At 41.4% G+C, this 20,385-nt stretch carries 18 protein-coding genes; 4 read left to right on the plus strand and 14 right to left on the minus strand.

Annotated features, from left to right (window positions below):
• Positions 1-80: 80 nt before the first annotated feature.
• The 9 genes from BLP92_RS13820 to ilvE form a co-directional block, all read right to left on the minus strand.
• The gene (locus BLP92_RS13820; protein WP_090843545.1) at positions 81-1,622 is read right to left on the minus strand and encodes a peptide chain release factor 3; all 1,542 of its coding nucleotides are present in this window, start codon (positions 1,620-1,622) and stop codon (positions 81-83) included.
• Between the two features lie 314 nt (positions 1,623-1,936).
• Positions 1,937-2,521 carry a 3-isopropylmalate dehydratase small subunit gene (leuD, locus tag BLP92_RS13825; RefSeq protein WP_090843546.1) on the minus strand — a complete coding sequence of 195 codons (585 nt, stop codon included), beginning with the start codon at positions 2,519-2,521 and terminating at the stop codon, positions 1,937-1,939.
• Between the two features lie 21 nt (positions 2,522-2,542).
• On the minus strand, positions 2,543-3,958 hold the full coding sequence (gene leuC / locus BLP92_RS13830) for a 3-isopropylmalate dehydratase large subunit (RefSeq protein ID WP_090843547.1): 1,416 nt from the start codon (positions 3,956-3,958) through the stop codon (positions 2,543-2,545).
• Positions 3,959-3,976: 18 nt separating this feature from the next.
• Entirely contained in the window at positions 3,977-5,083 is a 1,107-nt protein-coding gene (gene leuB, locus BLP92_RS13835) for a 3-isopropylmalate dehydrogenase (protein WP_090843548.1), read from the minus strand.
• Positions 5,084-5,133: 50 nt separating this feature from the next.
• On the minus strand, positions 5,134-6,684 hold the full coding sequence (locus BLP92_RS13840; protein ID WP_090843549.1) for a 2-isopropylmalate synthase: 1,551 nt from the start codon (positions 6,682-6,684) through the stop codon (positions 5,134-5,136).
• Positions 6,671-7,699 (minus strand): ketol-acid reductoisomerase, encoded by a 1,029-nt coding sequence (ilvC, locus tag BLP92_RS13845; RefSeq protein WP_090843550.1) that lies wholly within the window; start codon positions 7,697-7,699, stop codon positions 6,671-6,673. The genes BLP92_RS13840 and ilvC overlap by 14 nt, the downstream gene beginning before the upstream one ends.
• 34 nt (positions 7,700-7,733) lie before the next feature.
• The gene (ilvN, locus tag BLP92_RS13850; RefSeq protein WP_090843551.1) at positions 7,734-8,255 is read right to left on the minus strand and encodes an acetolactate synthase small subunit; all 522 of its coding nucleotides are present in this window, start codon (positions 8,253-8,255) and stop codon (positions 7,734-7,736) included.
• The gene (gene ilvB, locus BLP92_RS13855) at positions 8,252-9,979 is read right to left on the minus strand and encodes a biosynthetic-type acetolactate synthase large subunit (RefSeq protein ID WP_090843552.1); all 1,728 of its coding nucleotides are present in this window, start codon (positions 9,977-9,979) and stop codon (positions 8,252-8,254) included. Before ilvB ends, ilvN begins: the two co-directional genes overlap by 4 nt.
• Positions 9,980-10,323: 344 nt before the next feature.
• On the minus strand, positions 10,324-11,226 hold the full coding sequence (ilvE, locus tag BLP92_RS13860) for a branched-chain-amino-acid transaminase (protein WP_090843553.1): 903 nt from the start codon (positions 11,224-11,226) through the stop codon (positions 10,324-10,326).
• Positions 11,227-11,609: 383 nt separating this feature from the next.
• On the opposite strand from ilvE, the gene BLP92_RS13865 reads away from it, so the two are divergent.
• On the plus strand, positions 11,610-12,287 hold the full coding sequence (locus BLP92_RS13865) for a TVP38/TMEM64 family protein (protein WP_175444301.1): 678 nt from the start codon (positions 11,610-11,612) through the stop codon (positions 12,285-12,287).
• Complete coding sequence (locus tag BLP92_RS13870) at positions 12,280-13,701, plus strand: dihydrolipoyl dehydrogenase family protein (RefSeq protein WP_090843555.1); 1,422 nt, start codon at positions 12,280-12,282, stop codon at positions 13,699-13,701. Before BLP92_RS13865 ends, BLP92_RS13870 begins: the two co-directional genes overlap by 8 nt.
• Before the next feature lie 39 nt (positions 13,702-13,740).
• Here the strand turns inward: BLP92_RS13870 and pgeF are convergent, their stop codons facing one another.
• From pgeF to BLP92_RS13885, 3 genes are all read right to left on the minus strand, one after another.
• Positions 13,741-14,550 (minus strand): peptidoglycan editing factor PgeF, encoded by an 810-nt coding sequence (pgeF, locus tag BLP92_RS13875; protein ID WP_090843556.1) that lies wholly within the window; start codon positions 14,548-14,550, stop codon positions 13,741-13,743.
• Positions 14,551-14,576: 26 nt separating this feature from the next.
• Positions 14,577-14,783, minus strand: coding sequence for a hypothetical protein (locus BLP92_RS13880; RefSeq protein ID WP_090843557.1), 207 nt, complete (start codon positions 14,781-14,783; stop codon positions 14,577-14,579).
• Positions 14,784-14,860: 77 nt separating this feature from the next.
• Positions 14,861-16,111, minus strand: a complete 1,251-nt coding sequence (locus tag BLP92_RS13885; RefSeq protein ID WP_090843558.1) for an MFS transporter — start codon at positions 16,109-16,111, stop codon at positions 14,861-14,863.
• A 142-nt stretch (positions 16,112-16,253) separates the two neighbouring features.
• Between BLP92_RS13885 and BLP92_RS13890 the strand changes: the two genes are divergently transcribed.
• A complete protein-coding gene (locus BLP92_RS13890; RefSeq protein ID WP_090843559.1) occupies positions 16,254-16,571 on the plus strand; it encodes a hypothetical protein in 318 nt (105 codons plus the stop codon).
• Between the two features lie 24 nt (positions 16,572-16,595).
• A complete protein-coding gene (locus BLP92_RS13895; RefSeq protein ID WP_090843560.1) occupies positions 16,596-17,579 on the plus strand; it encodes an aldo/keto reductase in 984 nt (327 codons plus the stop codon).
• A 97-nt stretch (positions 17,580-17,676) separates the two neighbouring features.
• Here the strand turns inward: BLP92_RS13895 and BLP92_RS13900 are convergent, their stop codons facing one another.
• Together BLP92_RS13900 and BLP92_RS13905 are read right to left on the minus strand one after the other, a co-directional pair.
• The gene (locus tag BLP92_RS13900; protein ID WP_090843561.1) at positions 17,677-19,374 is read right to left on the minus strand and encodes a M3 family oligoendopeptidase; all 1,698 of its coding nucleotides are present in this window, start codon (positions 19,372-19,374) and stop codon (positions 17,677-17,679) included.
• Between the two features lie 564 nt (positions 19,375-19,938).
• On the minus strand, positions 19,939-20,385 hold a 447-nt coding region (locus tag BLP92_RS13905), incomplete at its 5' end, for a 3D domain-containing protein (RefSeq protein ID WP_175444302.1).

The following is a 20,385-nucleotide window of genomic DNA, read 5'->3' on the forward strand; positions in this document are numbered from 1 at the left end:
AAACTTATCATCTGATAGGGATAAACAAACTAGAACTCAACAATTACAAAAAAAACCCTCCCGAAGGAGAGTGTTTTTGATTACTCTAAAATATCCCATCCTGTAGCAAGTTCTACATCCGGGTTTTTATCCTGGAACCACCGCAGCGAGAATTCATTCTCAAATAGCAGGACAGGACGTTTCTGCTGATCGAGTACAAGCATTTTACGGCTGTCAGTCATACTTTCATCCACGTGTCCTTTTGTGACCCAGCGGGCAAGTTCATGGCTCATGTGTGCAAATTCTATATCCACATTATACTCATTTTTCATCCGGTATTCGAATACCTGGAACTGCAGTTCACCAACTGCACCGATAATATAATCCTCAAAATAAGGAGTTTTATAAAGCTGAATTGTACCTTCCTGCACGAGCTGCTGCATTCCCTTATGGTACTGCTTATGTTTTAAAGCATTTTTTGCAGTGACCTTTGCAAATTTTTCCGGAGGGAATTGAGGCATTTCTTCATATTGAATCAGCTTCTGACCAGTACATAATGTATCTCCGACCTGGAAATTTCCTGAATCATATAATCCTACTATATCACCTGGCATCGCAGTCTCCACAGTTTCTCTGTCTGAAGCAAAAAAGGAATGGGATTGATTTAATTTCATTTTTTTCCCCGTCCGGGAATGTTTTACTTCCATGCCACGATCAAAAGATCCGGAGCATACTCTTAAAAAAGCGATTCGGTCGCGGTGGTTCGGATTCATATTAGCCTGAATCTTAAAAACAAATCCGCTGAAATCATTTGATTCCGGAGAAACAAACTCTCCAGAAGCTTTACGAGGCTGGGGAGGGGCAGCAAGGTCTACGAATTGATCTAAAAATGACTGCACTCCAAAGTTTGCCAGAGCGGATCCAAAAAAGACTGGAGTCATCTGGCCATTCTTAACTTTTTCCGCAGAAAATTCATTTCCAGCTTCCTCCAGAAGCATCGTATCTTCTTCCAGTGCATCTTTTTCATAATCTTCGAGCATGTGAGCTTCCTTTAAAGGCACAACTTTACGCTCATGATCTTCATTAAATATTTCCACCGTATCATCAGGAATACTGTAAATACCTTTTAAACGTTTTCCCATGCCAATCGGCCAGTTCATCGGGTAAGTTTCCATATCAAGAGTTTCTTCAATTTCTTCTAATAAGTCTAAAGGTTCTTTACCTTCACGATCGAGTTTATTAATAAACGTCAGGATTGGAATACCGCGCATACGGCATACTTTAAAGAGCTTTAATGTTTGTGCTTCAATTCCTTTAACACAGTCTATTACCATCACTGCAGTATCAACTGCGGTAAGTGTCCGGTAAGTATCTTCACTGAAATCCTGGTGCCCTGGTGTATCGAGGATGTTAATCTGCGTATCGTCGTAATTCAGCTGCATTACACTGGAAGTAACAGATATACCTCGTTGTTTTTCAATATCCATCCAATCCGAAGTTGCATATTTTCCGGATTTTTTTCCTTTCACCGTTCCTGCGCTGCGGATTCCGCCGCCTAATAAAAGAACTTTTTCTGTAAGTGTCGTTTTACCAGCATCCGGGTGTGAAATGATTGCAAATGTCTTTCTTGGTTTTTCCTGCATACTGCATAACCCTTTCTATTTATAAGATCCGTACATAAGTTCCAACAGGTAATTATACCTCATAAAAGACTTTTTCGCACGGAAATATTGCGAATATATAATATTTGATGAGATCAGCTGAAAATATGAGTGCCTCTCACTAGTCCAGAGTGAAGTATTCAATATCATTTATAGTGGTTCACTTGGTATAGAGGAGAGAAGAGATAAATATCAATGAAGGAAAAAATATATTCTTATAAAAAGTCTCCAATTCGCACAAAAAAATTATGCGCAAAAACACCTGCAAATCTTTTTAGGAATCTGCAGGTGTTTGTTTATGAGCGCTGCTGCTCAAACTGGGTAATCTTATCTTCATGGGTGAGAGTCACGGAAATTTCGTCCCAGCCATTCAGCAGCATTTCACGCATATAGGAAGTGATTTCGAAGGAGGCTTCAAATCCTTCGTTGTCGTAAACTCGCTGTGCTTCCAGGTCGGCGGTCAGCCGGTAACCTGGAGTTTCTGCTTTTTTCATTAGCTGCTGGACTTCTGTTTCTTTTAGTCGAATGGGAAGAATCCCATTTTTAGAGCAGTTACTGTAGAAAATATCAGCAAAGCTGGGTGCGATAATTACAAGAAATCCATAATCCTGCAGCGCCCAGGGGGCATGCTCCCTGGAAGAGCCACAACCGAAGTTTTCTCCCGCAACCATAATGGTAGCACCCTGATAACGATCTTCATTTAATGAAAAATCTACTCTTGGCTGCTCATTTTCATCAAAGCGCCAATTATAAAATAAGAACTGCCCAAAGCCTTGTCGTTCAATTCTTTTTAAAAACTGCTTCGGTATAATTTGATCTGTATCTATATTAGAACGGTTTAACGGGTAAACCAGTCCTTCATGCTGGCGTATAGGTATCATTTTTAAAACTCCTTTCTACATTTATACCGCACTTGTAAAAAAGCTGCGGACATCTACAAAGTGTCCTTCCACAGCAGCAGCAGCAGCCATTTCCGGAGCTACAAGGTGTGTACGGGCACCATTTCCTTGTCGGCCTTCAAAATTACGGTTAGAGGTGGAAGCGCATCTTTCTCCAGGAGGAACAATATCATCGTTCATTGCAAGACACATGCTGCATCCCGCATCTCTCCATTCAAAACCAGCCGCGGTAAAAATTTTATCCAGTCCTTTTTCTTCAGCAGCACTTTTTACGGACTGGGAGCCGGGAACAACCATTGCCCGGACACCTTCATGTACGGTTTTACCTTCAATTATTTTTGCTGCCCGCTCCAGATCACTCAGGCGGGAGTTTGTACATGAACCGATAAATACATGCTGAATAGGTACCGAAGAAATTGGCTGATTTGCTTCTAAGCCCATATATTCCAGGGCACGTTCTATTTCTTCTCTTTCTGCTCCCGTTTTAGCAGAGTCAGGGGATGGGACGTTACCACTTACAGGCAGACACATACCAGGATTAATCCCCCAGGTAACCTGAGGTTCAACTTCAGAAGCATCGATTTCTACAGCAGCATCATAAACAGCGTCAGGATCTGTAGCAAGAGCCTTCCACGAAGCTGCTGCTTTCTCAAATTCTTCCCCCTGCGGTGCGTGTCTTCTGCCGCGGATATATTCGATTGTCGTATCATCCGGACTGATAAGACCAGCTCTTGCTCCAGCCTCAATGGACATATTGCATATAGTCATTCTTTCTTCCATAGAAAGCCCGCGAATGGCTTCTCCTGTATACTCAAGAACATGACCGGTGCCGAATCGGACCCCAAACTTACCAATAATAGCTAAAATTAAGTCCTTTGCGGTTATAGAGGGGGCTAGGGTACCGTTTACCTTCACATTCATTGTTTTAGGTTTTGCCTGCCATATAGACTGTGTAGCAAGCACATGTTCCACTTCACTTGTACCGATGCCAAAGGCAAGTGCTCCAAAAGCACCGTGTGTAGAAGTATGGCTGTCACCGCAGACGATTGTTTTGCCCGGCTGTGTAAGCCCAAGTTCCGGACCGATGACGTGCACGATTCCCTGATCCGGATGATGAATATCCGTTAAAGGAATATTAAATTCCTGGCAGTTTTCATATAAAGTTTCCATCTGCTTCCGGGAAACTGGATCGCTGATAAAATGCCTGGCAATAGTCGGCACGTTATGATCCATCGTAGCAAAAGTTCTTTCCGGGCTGCGTACCGTCCGTCCTTTCATACGAAGCCCTTCAAATGCCTGGGGAGAAGTAACTTCATGGACGAGGTGCAGATCAATATATAACAAGTCCGGCTTGTTTTCTTCCTGATGCACAATGTGTTTGTTCCATATTTTTTCTACAATAGTTTGCGGGTCACCCATGATTAAAACCTCCTAATTTTACACGTAGCAGCTCATGATACTGCTGGTAGTAGTATCAGTTTTTAATAAGTCGATAACAACCTCTGTCATTTTTTCCGTATTTACTTCATGTCCATCCTGAATATCTAAGTCTGGCGTATGGAAGCCAAGATCCAAAGCCTGCTTCACCGCAGATTCAATTCTCTGAGCTTCTACATCCATTGAGAAAGAATGGCGCAGCATCATAGCTGCGGATAAAATTGTAGCAAGCGGGTTTGCTTTTCCCTGGCCGGCAATATCCGGGGCAGATCCGTGTACGGGTTCATATAAACCAAATGCTTTTTCATTTAAACTTGCTGAAGGAAGCATTCCAAGAGAACCGGTTAAAACAGAAGCTTCGTCGGATAGAATATCTCCAAACATATTTTCTGTAACAATCACATCAAATTGTGTTGGAGAAGTAATCAGCTTCATTGCCGCAGCATCTACGAGCATATGTTCTGTAACGACTTCCGGATATTCCTGCTTTATTTCTTCTACGACTTCACGCCACATTTTACTTGATTCTAATACATTTGCTTTATCTACAGAAGTTACGTGTTTATTTCGCACCATGGCAGCTTCAAATGCCCGGCGTACAATTCTTTCGATTTCTGATCTCTCATACGCAAGTGTATCTACTACTGACTGGCCGTTATTGCGGCGTTCGCTCGGTGTTCCGAAATACAGGCCGCCGGTCAGTTCACGGACAATTAGAAGATCACTGTCTTCGACAACTTCTCGCTTCAGGGGAGAAGCGTGCAGTAAATTAGAAAAGCCTCGAACAGGACGAAGGTTTGCAAACAGGTTCAATTCCTTTCTGATTCCCAGCAGTCCTTTCTCTGGTCGGAGGTGGGAAGGATTATTATCCCATTTTGGTCCTCCAACTGCTCCCAAAAGTACGGCATCCGCATTTTTACAGGCTTCTGTTGTATCCTGTGGAAGGGGCGTGCCGTGATTGTCGATAGCGATTCCACCAATGTCCTTGGATTCAAAAGTAAAAGTATGGTCAAATTCTTCAGCAACTGCAGCTAAAACAGTTTTTGCCGCCGATGTTACTTCTGTTCCGATCCCATCTCCGGGTAGTAGTACAATATGCTTTTTCATGAGAGATCCTCCTCAAATTTTTTAAATCAGCGGCAGGGAGGAGGCAAGCCTTAATAAGTAGGGCTCGCATCCTGTGCGTTCACTGGAGACTGCTGGTAAAACCCGCGGTTCACTGCATTTAGAAAAGCTTTTACAGCAGCTTCGAGCACATCCTGTGAGGAGCCTCTACCGCTGAATTCTGTTCCATTTACTGTCAGTTTTACATTTGACTGCGCCAGTGCATCCCGGCCGCTGCCAATTGAACTTAGGTTAAAGTCTGTAATATGCACGTCTTCTTCAATCATCTTATCCAAAGTGTTAAAAAGAGCTTCTACAGCTCCTTGACCACCAGCCGAACTTTCGATTGCTGTTTCATCAGGTTTCTTTAACTGTACCGTAGCAATAGGATGTTCTTCTTTTCCATACTCCACCTGGAACCCGTGCAGCTGATATTTTTTAACGTCTGCTGTCATTGTCTGAATTTCTGTGAGAATCGTAAACAAATCGTCATCCGTTACTTCTTTTTTACTGTCCGTTAATTTTTTAAATTCAGTGAAAGCTTCAAAGATTTTTTCTTCTGAAAGCTCGTAGCCCAGCTGCTTAAGTTTATCTTTGAAAGCATGCTTGCCTGAGTGTTTACCCATAACCAGAGAATTAGATTTCACCCCGACCATTTCAGGAGTGATGATTTCATAAGTCTGTGCGTGTTTTAAAACACCATCCTGATGAATGCCAGATTCATGTGCAAAGGCATTCTGACCAACAACAGCTTTGTTGCGGGGGACCTGCATTCCTGTCAGTTTGCTGATAAGATCACTTGATCTTTTAATTTCTTTCAGCACAAGGTTTGTTTCGTAAGGATAAAAATCCTGGCGTATTTTCAATGCTACTGCAAGTTCTTCCAGCGCCGCATTACCGGCTCGTTCACCAATGCCGTTAATCGTTCCCTCCACTTGTGTAGCGCCATTTTCTACGGCAGCGATGGAATTTGCTACAGCCATTCCGAGATCGTCATGACAGTGCGCGGAAAGATCTACTTTTTCAATATTCGGAACATTCTGTTTAATGTATTCGAACATTTTCCCGTATTCGTAGGGAGTAGTATATCCGACAGTATCAGGAAGGTTTATTACAGTAGCCCCTGCATCAATCACTTCTTCAATAATACGGGCTAAAAATTTCAGGTCTGATCTGGAAGCATCTTCAGCAGACCATTCAATTTTTGAGAAACGCTGCTTTGCGTATTTCACCATTTCCACAGCTTTTGCCACTACTTCATCAGGAGTTTTTTTCAACTTATATTCCATATGAATAGGGGAGGTAGCTATAAATACGTGCAGCCGGGGATCTGCACCACCCTTTAACGCTTCCCACGCTGTATCAATGTCTGATTTAACAGCTCTAGCAAGTCCTGTTACAGAGACATTGCGAATAGTATTGGCTATTTCTCTTACACTTTCAAAGTCGCCCTGTGAGGAAGCAGGAAATCCTGCCTCCATCACATCGACTCCTAAACGTTCCAGCTGCTTTGCAATTTCCAGCTTTTCCGGGCGGTTTAAGTTTACGCCGGGAGACTGTTCGCCGTCTCTCAGCGTTGTATCGAATATTTTAACGTGAGCCATTCGGGACCACATCCTTTTTCTTTTGTGATTGATTAACAAAAGGCATCAACTCACGAAGGTTACGGCCTACCTCCTCGATCTGGTGTTTATTTTCGCGTGCATTGATCGCGTTAAACTGTGGACGGTTTGCCTGGTTTTCCAAGATCCATCCATGAGCAAATGTACCATTTTGAATGTCTGAAAGAATATCTTTCATGCGTGCTTTTGTATCAGCATCTACAACGCGCGGACCTGAGACAAAGTCTCCCCATTTCGCAGTGTCAGAAATCGAATCGCGCATTTTCTCCAGGCCGCCTTCATAAAGAAGATCGACAATAAGCTTCATTTCGTGCATGCACTCAAAGTATGCTACTTCCGGCTGATAGCCTGCTTCCGTTAATGTTTCAAATCCTGCTTTGATTAAGCTTGTAACTCCGCCGCACAGAACTGCCTGCTCTCCGAAAAGATCTGTTTCTGTTTCTTCCTGGAAGGTAGTTTCAAGTACACCTGCACGTCCGCCTCCGATACCTTTTGCATAAGCAAGAGCGATATCTTTCGCATTGCCTGTAGCGTCCTGGTAAATACCGTAAAGTGCTGGAACACCTGCTCCTTCTTCAAAAGTTCTGCGGACAAGGTGTCCAGGGCCTTTAGGAGCGATTAAGAAAACATCCACATCTGAAGGTGGTACGATCTGGCTGAAATGGATGTTGAAACCGTGCGCAAATACTAATGCGTTTCCTGCTTCGAGGTTCGGCTCAATGTGTTCTTTATAAATTGCCGGCTGATACTCATCAGGAAGCAGAATCATCACTACATCTGCCTGCTTAACTGCCTCTGCTACTGTTTCTACCTGCACTCCATCTTCTACTGCCTGGTCCCAGGATTTACCTTTACGAAGTCCAACCACTACATCAAAGCCGCTCTCTTTCAAGTTAAGCGCGTGGGCATGGCCCTGTGATCCGTATCCGATAACTGCAATTTTCTTCTCCTGTAAAACAGCTTCCTCGATATTGTGGTTGTAAAGTACTTTTGTCATAATGCTCAATCCTCTCCGTTAATTAGTTTTTGGTTTACTTGAGTAATGAATACTGCGTGAGTTCTGCAGCCTGAGGCTGCTGTCCTCTGGAAAAAGCAGTCAGACCTGTTCTGGCAATATCCTTAATACCATAGGGCCTGAGCAGCTCAATCAGAGCTTCAATCTTTTCGGACTTGCCTGTCACTTGAACAGATAGACTATCTTTGCTGACATCGATGACAGCAGCCCGGAATGGTTCTATAATGCCTTGGACTTCATTTCTGACAGAAGCATTGCTGACTATTTTAATGAGAGCTAATTCTCTTGCTACAATTGCTTTATCTGAAAGATCTGTAATCTTCAGGACATCAATTTGTTTGTGAAGCTGTTTTGTTAACTGTTCCAATTTGCGGTGATCTTCCACATCCACCACAAAAGTCATTTTTGAAATGCCTTCTTTCTCTGTTCTTCCTACAGAAATACTTTCAATATTAAATTGGCGTTTCTGCATTAATCCTGTAATACGATTCAGCACTCCACTTCTGTTTTGTACTACGAGAGTGATTATTCTTTTCATTTTGGCTTCACTCCTACCATATCATTGATTCCTCTGCCTGGCGGCACCATAGGGAAGACGTTCTCCTGCTGAATTACTCTGGCATCGACCAGTACAGGTTCGTCGCTGCTCATTAGTTCGCCGATTTGATTTTCAAAATCAGCTTTCGATTCAATTTTTACCCCTTTGATACTGTAAGCTTCTGCAAGTTTTACAAAATCGGGCTGGCAGGCAACAAGCGACTCTGAATAACGCTCTTCATAAAACTCTTCCTGCCACTGGCGCACCATGCCAAGTGCCTGATTGTTTAAAATAACAATTTTCACCGGGAGATTTCGTTCCTGAAGGACAGATAGTTCCTGCAGTGTCATTTGGAAACCGCCGTCACCCACAAGCGCAATAACTCTTTCTTCGGGTTTAGCAAGCTGACAGCCGATCGCAGCAGGGAAGCCGAAACCCATTGTTCCAAGTCCTCCGGAAGTAACCCATCTGTCAGGCTTGCGGAACTGAAAATACTGCGCTGCCCACATTTGATGCTGTCCTACGTCAGTCGTTACAATTGGATCACCTTTTGTAACATCATGGATTGTTTTAATTGCCCACTGTGCTACCATTTCTTCCTTCGGACTGTTGAACCAGAGCGGATAAGCCTGCTTATTATAGTGAAGCTCTTCCAGCCAGGCGGAATGATCCTGCGGACCTTCCTTCATCTGTCGTTTCCATTCTTTCAATGCAGCTCCTGCATCAGACACGATTGGGATATGCGTATGCACATTCTTTCCGATTTCTGCTGGATCGATGTCGATATGAGCGACAACTGCATTTTTTGCAAAGTGTTCCAGGTTTCCTGTCAATCTGTCATCAAAGCGGGCGCCTACGTTGATAAGAAGGTCACAGTCGGTGATAGCCATATTGGAAGTGTAGGTTCCGTGCATGCCCGCCATTCCGAGAAACAGTTCGTGATCTCCAGGAAATGCTCCAAGTCCAAGCAGGGTAGAGGTAACTGGAATCTTAAACTCTTCCACAATTTCAAGCAGTGTTTCAGAACCTGCACCGTGAAGCACTCCTGCTCCTGTAAGGATAAGCGGCTTTTTCGCCTGCTTTACAGCCTCGGAAAGTTTCTTGATCTGCAGCGGGTTAGGATTAAAAGTCGGCTGATAACCCGGCAGATGGAAAGGCGACTGATCTGTTTCAAAGCAAGGATTTGCTGAAATATCTTTTGGTATATCAACAACAACCGGCCCTGGACGGCCTGTAGAAGCAATATGGAAAGCTTCTTTAATGATTTTTGGTATTTCATAAGCGGACTGAATTTGATAATTATGCTTGGTTATCGGCGTTGTGATTCCCATAATATCTGCTTCCTGGAATGCGTCTGTACCAGTAACTGTCGTAGCAACCTGCCCTGTCAGTACTACAAGAGGAAGGGAGTCCATCATTGCGTCAGCGATGCCGGTAACAAGGTTAGTTGCACCGGGTCCGGATGTTGCAAGAACTACCCCGGCTTTTCGGCGAACTCTTGCGTAGCCTTCAGCAGCATGAATGGCTCCTTGTTCATGTCTTGTTAAGATATGCTGGAATTCAGCATCTGAACGGTACAATGCGTCGTAGATCGGCAGCACTGCGCCTCCTGGATAACCAAAGATTGTATCTACCTGCTGTTCTACCAATGATTCTATTAAAATATCTGCACCGGTTTTCGTAACTGGCTGAGACTTTGTTTTCGTTTCTGCTTGAAGTTTCATAATCTAAATCCCTCCTAAGATTTTAGAACAATAAAAAAGACTTTTCTCCCCACACGTGCATACGTCTAAATAGACATAGCGACGAAGCGGGGAGAAAAGCCTTTCTTTTCACGGTACCACCCGGATTCACAATACCCTCGCGGATATTGACTTATGAAGCTGTATAAACGGCTTCTTTTGATAACAGGTGACTAGAGCACCTGGCTTTACCTACTGCTGAATTCAGTAAAGCACTCAAGGACGATGTCGGATTAAGTTGATATTCCGGGCTTCCACCATCCCCGGCTCTCTGTGATATCAGTACCTTAAACCTTTATTCCTATCATCGATTTCAATATTTAGTTTTAAACTGCACTTACTTTATGAGAAGGATAACACTGCACTCCATCTGTCTGTACAACATTTCTATACTCTGCTAATAAATGATTTGTTACGCTGCCTGGTGTTCCATCTGCAATAGTACGGCCGTCTACATCTACTACAGCAATAACTTCAACTGCTGTACCGGTCAGGAAAACTTCATCTGCCGTATAAACATCATGGCGGGTAAAAGGTGCTTCACTTATAGAATAACCATGCTGGTGAGCTAAATCAATAATTGCATTTCTCGTAATTCCTTCCAACGCTCCGAGGTAAACGGGCGGCGTTAGAATTTTTCCGTTTTTTACTATGAAAATATTATCAGCTGAACCTTCTGTGACATAGCCTTGATCATTCAGCATTAATGCTTCATCCACACCTGCCTGATTTGCTTCCAGCTTGACTAAAATATTATTTAAATAATTCAGGGACTTTACCTGTGGACTTAAAACATCCGGGCGGTTTCGGCGGCTGGCAACAGAGCCCATCCGCAGACCCCGCTGATAAAGTTCTTTAGGGAAGAGAGCTAATTCTTCGGCTATCACAATGACATTCGGGCGGGAACAGCTGGCCGGATCCAGTCCGAGGTTTCCAGGACCTCTGGAGACAACGACTCTAATATAAGCAGTCTCAAGTTCATTTTTACGGATTGTCTCGACAATAATCTGTTCCATCTCCTCCTTAGTGTATGGAATAGCAAGCATTATTGACTGTGCTGATTCATACAGCCTGTTTAAATGCTCTGTAAGTTTGAAGATGTTGCCACTATATGCTCTGATGCCTTCGAAAACACCGTCGCCATATAAAAATCCGTGGTCAAAAACAGATACCATTGCTTGTTCTTTTCGAACAAACTTACTGTCAAGATAGATCCACTGACTGCTCATAACTGTCCGCTCCTTTCTAATGAAGATTCAACTTGAACCGTTGCGATAAAAGTTGATGTTGAGCCTTATCTTACTCTCCTTAGATAGCATCGTCAACAGCTATTTGTTAAAAATTCTAACATTTCAAAACAATCTAACTAAAAGAAATCGCTTACACTGCTGGGGCGCAAGTAATATATATAAAATTCAGACTATTTGTAAATATTTATAAAGCGCTTTCAATTAGTTCGTTACTCGCTTTTTTCAAATCTGTTTTTACTTATACTTCCTTTCGTCTCAAGTTTTTTAATGTTGAAAAATAGCTGGTGTTTCTCTTTTTGTAAGCTGAATCACTTATCAGATTTTTAAAAACAGGTAGAATAAAAATAAGGAGGGGAGAGGCTGTGAGCTTTTCGAAACAAACGATTATAAAAATATTACCAATATTATGTGTGGTTCTCCTTCTATTATGGGTAAATTATAAATATATAGATCTCAGTGCAGAGGAAATAAGAAATTTTATAAACGCAGCGGGCTGGTTTTCTCCTGTACTATACATTGTTATATATGCGCTAAGGCCATTTATATTATTCCCCGCGTCTATATTATCGTTAGCAGGAGGTCTTTTATTTGGAGCGCTCCTCGGTACCTTGCTTATTATTACAGGGGCAACGTTTGGAGCTGTTCTGTCTTTCCTCGCTGCTCAAAAGCTGGGCAAAAATTTATCCGGCAAAGAATGGAGCGGGCGCGGAAAAAATCTTCAGCAGCAGCTCGAAATGAATGGTTTTGTTTATGTTTTATTCATTAGACTGATCCCGGTTTTTAATTTTGACATGGTGAGCTATCTTGCAGGCATTTCAAGAATTAAATTAAAACCATTCTTTTTTGGAACACTGTTTGGAATTATACCTGGGGCATCTGCATATAGTTTTCTCGGCGCAGGGTTGGTTGAAGGAGATGGGAATCTTCTTTTTATTTCAGCGGTGCTCTTCGTACTGATAAGCATTCTGCCATATCTATTCAAAAATAAAATATTAAATAAAACAGTTAGTAAAAGAAGGGGTCTGAAACGAGATGAATAATTATGACGTGATTGTAATCGGCGGAGGTTCCGGCGGACTGACAGTGGCTGCAGGAGCTGCTCAATTTGGAGCGAAAGTAGCACTAATTGAACAAAAAAGCGGATTAGGTGGAGACTGTCTGCATTATGGCTGTGTTCCTTCCAAAGCATTAATAGCTGCTGCAAAAGAAATTCATGAAGTAAGAAAGAACGGCATGAAACATGGTTTAGAAGTAAAAGGAGTGACTGACTGGTCGGTAATAAGAAATCAAATTCAATCTGCAGTTGATACTATTCAGGAACATGACAGTACCAGTCGTTTTCAAAATTTAGGAGTTGATGTTCATCATGCAAGAGCAGTGTTTCTGGATGAACATCATTTAAGACTTTCCAGCGGAAAAACAATTAAAGGCAAGCGAATAGTAATTGCTACCGGCTCAAGTCCTGTTATTCCACCGATCGAGAATATAGAGCAAGTGAAAGTTATCACTAACGAGTCACTATTTTATATGGAGCATCTGCCAGAACGAATAGTAATGGTCGGCGGTGGAGCGATCGGAATGGAAATGGCGCAGGCACTTTCCAGGCTTGGTTCGGAAATTACAGTAGTTGATCATTCCGACATGTTATTTAAAAAAGAAGATAAGGAAATAGCTGAAAAGATGCAGAAGGAAATGGAAAAAGAATTAACGATACATTTAGGTGCACGGGTAAATAAATTAGAAAACAATCAAGGGGAGATAACTGCTGTTATAGAAGGCGAACAGGAAAAGCGGGTAGGTATTGATGCTTTATTTCTTGCAGTGGGAAGAAAGCCTAATACTGAAAAACTGCAGCTGGACCGCGCCGGTGTGGAATTGGACGAAGAGGGAGCGGTAGTGGTAAATGACAGGCTGCAGTCTTCTGTATCTCATATTTATGCCATTGGTGACGTGAATGGGCAGTTTCCTTTTACCCATGGAGCTGGAGAGGAAGGGAAAATTGCAGTTTCAAATGCGGTTTTTGGACTAAAGAGAAAAATGAATTATGAAAACCTTCCCTGGGCGTTTTACACGCAGCCGGAAATTTTTCATCTTGGCATCACGGAGGAAGAGGCGAAAACAAAGCTTGGTGAGGACTACACGGTGATTAGAGCCAGTAAAGCTGACCGAATGATTGCAGAACAGGATGACACCTCATTTGTGAAAGTTATTCTTGATAAAAAGGGTTTTATACTGGGTGCGCACGGGATAGGCGCGAATGCCTCCGACTGGATGCAGATATTAGTAATGATGAAAACCAATGGCCAGAAAATCCGTGAGCTCTCTTCCATTGTGCATCCTTATCCGGCACGCACCGAAATCGTGAAGCAGCTTGCCGATCAATACTGGAGGAAAAAACTGTTCGAGAGTAATATTACGAAGCTTACGAGCAAATATATTAGTGTGTTTCGTTAATAAAAACATGCTGTCACTTTTTAACTGACAGCATGTTTTTTATTTTTGTCCTATAAAACTGATCATCCGGCCAGTTTTTCCCTGATCACGGCGGTGCGAAAAAAACAATTCTTCTTCACAGCTTGTACAGTAATCAGATACGAGGATATTTTCCGGCGGGACACCTTCATTAATAAGCAGATGCAGATTTGCTTCTTTCAGTTGAAGCGCATATTGATTTGGAGATAATTCTTCATAAGGTTTATGGTTGGGAAGAACCTCTTCCAAGGCTGTAATTACTTTCTCATCAACTACGTAACAGCATTTATCAATAGAAGGTCCAATCGCAGCGAACACAGTGCCAGGGTGTACACCCTCCATTTCCTCCCATAGTTTTACCATCTTGCCGCTGATATTTTTAACTGTACCCTGCCATCCAGCATGAGCGACGCCAATTAAGCCCTTTTCTTCATTCAGAAAATAAATAGGCACACAATCAGCAAAAGCCAGCGTTAGAAGCAGATTTTTTTCTTTCGTATAAAATCCATCTGTGCGTTTAATGGTGTCTTCAAAGGAACGTGCACCGCTTCCAGCAAGAGGGGCTGTAACTTTCACAATTTGATCTTCATGCGTCTGCTCAGCAGCGACCCAGGAAGAAAGTGGAAATCCGAGTTGTTCTGCAAGCTCTTCACGATTAGCAATTACAGCGTCCGGACTGTCGTTTACATGAAGTCCCATGTTATTTGAATGAAACGGAGGTTCGCTGGTACCTCCCGTCCGAGTAGTAAACCCAGCGCGCAGACCTGGAATATGATTTTCCCAGCGCTGAAGCAAAAGTTGATTTTTATTTAAAGAAAATGGCTCAGTCATAGCAGCGATTACTCCTTTAACAGAAATTAAATATCTTTATTTTGCTTTTGTTCATGTTCTTCTTTTGTCTCATACATTTCGTAAATTTCAGGTTCTTCTCTGGCAGCTTTCTTTTTGTTTGCCTTTTTAAAGCGGTGTACGCTGAAGGAAGCAGCTATAAAAACAAGGGTCATTGCCAAATATGCATATCCCATGCCAGGATCATCAGAATCAGGAATAGTAAACAAATCCATAAGATATAACACCCTTTCTTTAATATGCCTTACAGCTACAGTATAACAATATAGTAACGTTCACCGCTAATATTAGCTTACAATGTTTGTTTTACTGGTTTTGGCGAGAAAAAACATGCGAGAACCCCTAAAACAGGAAAGAGGAGCGAAATTAGCAGGATCTCCTCATAGCCCCCAAAGTAATCAAAGGCAATACCAAAAGGGAGTGGACCAAATGCAGATCCAGCAACCATAACCGTGCTTGCAATACTTTTAATACTTCCTATATGTGCTCTCCCAAAATAATCGGGAAAAATAACTGAAATACAGATTTTCTCCAGCCCTCCTGTAAACCCCCAGATAAGCCCAAATATTACGGCAAGAGTAAAAGAGTTTGTAAAATACAAAATGGTGATAAAAATAAATTGGCCTGCAAATACAAGCGCAAACATATAGTTCACTTTAAATTTCTCAAGCAGAAATCCAGCAAGGAGTGTGATAGGAAACCCGACAACTGCCATTAAACTTAAAATGAAAGCTGCCGTACCAATCCCGAGACCGGATGTTGATGCGATGGACACTAAGTGAAAGGTAAGTCCTGTATTAATCATTGAAGGAATTCCAACACATAGAAGGAGAAGCCAGAATTGGCGTGTGCTTTTTGCTTCCTTTAAAGTCCAGGAAATATCTTCTTTATGTACTTCATTGCTTTCAATTTTTTTGTTATTACCAGCATCGTCCGGCAGAAGCCCAATATCTTCCGGTTTATTTCTCATAAAAAAATAAACAAGCGGCACAAAAATAACCAATATGCTTATACCTAATATGCGCCAGGTTGTTTCCCACCCATATTCAGTAATTAACCAGGCATTTAACGGGGGAAATAATGTAGAACTTGCAAAGCCTCCGAGCATCATAAAGCTGAAGGCGCGCCCACGCTGTTTTATAAACCATTGAGGAATTAAAGTATTCGGCAGAAGGGTCATTGAACCCTGGCCGAGAAGACGAATCAGAAAAAAACCTACAAACAACATCCAGGGACTTATTACATAACTGTTCCAAATGCAGGCTCCAGCAAGCAAAATACTTACAAGCAGCGACATATTACGTTGTCCGAATCTGTCTATACCTGTGCCGATGATAAAAAGCAGAAAACCGGCAGCTAATGTAGCGCCAGAGTATATACCGGAAACAAGAGAACGCTCCCATCCGAAATCAGATATATACTGATCTATAAATACAGAGTTTGAATATGTCTGACCGGGACCGGAGAAAAAAAGACTTAAAGCTCCGATTGCTACAATATACCATCCGTAAAAAATACCTCCGCTTTTTGTATGGTTTTTCATTCCCAGTCACTTCCTTTTTGTATAAATACGACAATATCTATTGTAGCAGAATTTAGAAATACGAAAGAGTATAAAATTGATTTTAAGTTAGTAAAGTAGTTAGGATAGAGATAGACAGTATTAAATGGAAGGAGGGTTTTAGATGAATCTGATAGCATCCCATCCTTATTATAAGGTGGAAAGGGAAGTAAGCAGTATTGATCAACGAAATGTAGAATATGAACGTATGCTTTACCTTTACGAAGATAGGCTTGTTACGCATAGAAGAGAGTTTCCTACAGAAATTATTTTTGATATGTCCCATAGAGAAATGAGCGGGGAAGACTCACTGCTGTATGTACATTCAAGCAGAGGAGTATATTCTTATCCCGTGAAGGAAGATCCTGCAGAATTTATTCAAGCTTTTAAAAAACTGGAAAAGAGGATATTAGAGAAAGAAGCCCGAAAATATGATAAGTAAATAAATTTTGAGGAGTGACATTCAATGAAGTATAGAGATTTAGGTAAAACAGGATTCAAGGTAAGCGAACTTAGTTTTGGAACGTGGGCAATTGGAGGGGCATGGGGAAGTACGAACGATACAGAAGCTCTAAAAGGGCTGGAATATGCAATGAGCCAGGGAGTAAACTTTTTTGACACAGCAGATGTTTACGGAGATGGCCATGCAGAAGAACTGCTGGCAAAAGCCACCAAGGGGAAAGAGCAGGAAATTCACGTGGCGAGTAAATTTTGCCGGGCCGGGGATATTCATGATCCTGAAACATATTCCGAAGGAAAAGTAAGAGAATTTCTGGAGGCTTCCCTTCGCCGGCTCGGCAGGGAGCAGATGGATCTCTATCAAATCCATTGTCCTCCTAAAGAGATAATTAAAAATGGTGATGTATTTGAAGTACTCGATAAGCTACAGCAGGAAGGAAAGATACGCAACTACGGAGTAAGTGTAGAGACAGCAGAGGAAGGACTGCTGGCAATGGAAAATAAAAATGTCAGCACTCTCCAGGTAATTTTTAATATTTTTCGTCAGAAACCTGCCCGGGAATTATTTTCTGCTGCGCAGGAAAAAGAAGTAGGTATTTTGGCAAGAGTTCCTTTAGCCAGCGGATTATTAACTGGGAAATTCAAAGAAAACCATATTTTTGAAGAAGATGATCACCGCAGGTTTAACGCAGATGGCCAGGCATTTAATGTCGGAGAAACATTTGCAGGTCTTCCATTCAATACTGGCGTAACTTTAAGCAGAGAATTAGAGTGGATTACTGAGGGAAGAGGAAACATGGCAAGAGCAGCGTTGAAGTGGATTTTAGAGCATGAAGCTGTCAGTGCAGTCATCCCTGGATTTAAGAGAGAAGAGCAAGTGCAGGATCTTTTGCAGACGCAGGAGGCAAAGGAATTTAGTAAAGAAGAAATGGAAAAGCTGAAGAGTTTTTACGACAATCAGGTGCATGATAACATCAGAGGACCATACTAAAATTAATTTTTAAAAAAGCAGCGCTCCTTCTTCTATTTGAAAGGAGCGCTGCCATTTTAAGATGCAGTCAAAGAACTGCGCTTTGTATCTCTATCTTTTATTCTCTCTCTAATTTGCTCAGTTCCTCCTGCACAAATTCCATCAGGTCTTTAATCATTTCTTCTGAAAAATCAAATTGAATTCCTGCAGTTTTATAAACCTCCGACAGAGGAACGGAAGAACCGAGTTTTAACGCTTCCGTATAATTTTTCAAAGTTTTTTCAGGATTCTTCAGGTAGTTTTTATATATCTGCAGTGCCCCTAGCTGTGCAATCACATATTCAATAAAGTAAAAAGGCACTTCAAAAATATGAAGAATTCTCAGCCATGAACGTTCCTGCCAGCTCTCAAATCCTTCCCAGTTAACAACAGAAGAATCAAAACTCTGCTGTAACTCTGCAAATTTTGCAAGACGTTCTGCAGCACTGTGAGTGGGATTTTCGTACATCCAATGTTGAAATTGATCAATTATTATACCAAGCGGCAGAAAATCCACGATTCCTCTTAATTGATCGCGCTTTGCCTGAACCAGTGCATTTTTATCGGGGTAAAAATGGTCCCATTGATCCATCGTTAATAACTCCATCGTCATACTTGCTAATTCTGCAGATTCCATAGGTGTATTTTTGTAAGCAGCAATTTTAAAGTGCTGCGTAAAGTCATTGTGTATGCAGTGTCCCATTTCATGGAGAAGTGTAATCATATCATCATGAGTCTGCGAAGCGTTCATAAAAATAAATGAGAGGCCGGAAACAGGGAGATAAGTGCAGAACCCTCCAGGGGCTTTACCTTTTCGGGCAGTCAGGTCCAGCATTCCTTTCTTATCCATCGTATCCAGCAGCTCTGCAAATCGCTTGTCCAGATTATTAAAAATGATCGCTGATTTATCTACTAATTCATTTCTTGATTGGAAAGGCTGCAATGATTTATTATCTGGCGGCGTGCCTCTTCGGTCCCACGGCATATACTCTTCTACCTGAAGTTCTTTTTTGTGAAGTTTCTGGATACTTTCTTTCAGTGGCGTTACGTGCTTTTTCACAGCTTGTGCGAGCGTATAGCAGTCCCCGGGCGTATAGTCAAAGCGTTCGTACTCTTTGAACATATAATCACGGTAATTTTCCAGTCCTGCGTTTTTTGCTTTTTCATTCCGTAATAAGATCAACTCAGACATGATCTGTTGAAGATCCTCTGACTTTTCTTCAAAAGCTGTGAACATTTTTTTCATTGCAGATTCCCGAAGGTGGCGGTCTTCAGACTCCAAATAAGGTGATAACTCACTTAATGACATTTCTGTACCGTCCCAATCTGCAGTTAAGCTCCCGGTAATTTCAAAATATGCTGTTGTCAGTTTATCTTCTTCAATTTCCAATTGGACATTTTCTTCTCTGAATAATTCTTGTGCATTTCTTTTACTTTTAATCAGAAGACCGTATTCTTTTTTATCTAATTCATTAATGAAAGGGGAAGACAAAAATTTATTATCGAGCTTGGCAGTGTAATTTTTACGCAGTGGCTCTATACGCTGCTGATCATATTCAAATTGTTCTTTAGCTTTCTCAGATTCACTGAAACATTGAAAATCAATATAATGCCCCGAAAGCCCTTCTTCAATTTCCTCCTGTACTTTGGAGTATTTTACGAGCCAATCTTCTAAATGAGCAGCTGAAGCAATATTTTCGTTTAATAATTCCTCGTATAAAGCTTTTACTTCATTCATGTCATTGAAATTAACTGTTTCCTTATAAAAAGTAGACATATGTATCCTCCTTAAGAATTGTAAAATAAATAATTGAATGGCAAGGTTTTCTTAATTCTTACCAGTAGAAATATGTAATTCCAGCAAACGAATCAATATTTTAGATAGACGCTTTATTATAGGACGCTTCTTCAACTTTCCTGACAATAAACTCCCATAATGCCGGGTTCTGAATAACGATTTGGCATAGATATAGTTTTCATTATTTATGCTTCAGGGAGTTCTTCTGCATCAATATTTTATTAGAAAAAAATTTCATTTGATGCTCTATCATAAACATGTATCTATCATATAGATTACTTTTTTCTTCTCAAACATTTATAGACTTATATTTAAGGTGATGCAAAAGCTCGGAAGACTGTATGACGAAATTGATCCTTTTAAAAAAATCATAAACAGTAACGTAAGGATAGTCTTAAATCTTATACAGCGTATTGATTTTTTAAGTTAATTGAAAGTGACCTATCTACATCATAAATGGGATTTGAAAAAAAGTCTAAATAAAAAAGGAGAAAAATGGAAAAAGAACCTGAGCATAAGCCCAGGTTCTTGATATAGTCATTATTAAGGTGTATCAATAATTGTTACATTTACATTTTGACGGCCAAAGTTTACTGCATCGCCACGTTCAGGCATAAATAGGTCGATTTTGTTACCCTGGATAGCTCCGCCTGTATCACCAGCGATAGCTTGGCCATAACCTTCAACGTGTACAGTTGAACCTAGTGGAATTACATTAGGGTCTACTGCTACTACTAGCTGGTTAGGGTTTGCACGAAGGTCAATACCTGTCGCTGTAACTCCGGAACAACCAACACAATATGCAGTGTATGCAGTTGCTTCCATGTTAATTGTTTCGCCTTCTACTTCATTAGAAGAAGTTTGTGCTTGAACTGGCTCTGCTTCTTCTTCTTCGACAACTTCTTCAGTAGTTTCTTCTTCTACCGGCTCCGCTGCTTCTTCTTCAACAACTTCTTCAGTAGTTTCTTCTTCTACCGGCTCCGCTGCTTC

The organism is Alkalicoccus daliensis, assembly GCF_900103955.1.
GTDB classification, from domain to species: Bacteria; Bacillota; Bacilli; order Bacillales; family Salisediminibacteriaceae; genus Alkalicoccus; species Alkalicoccus daliensis.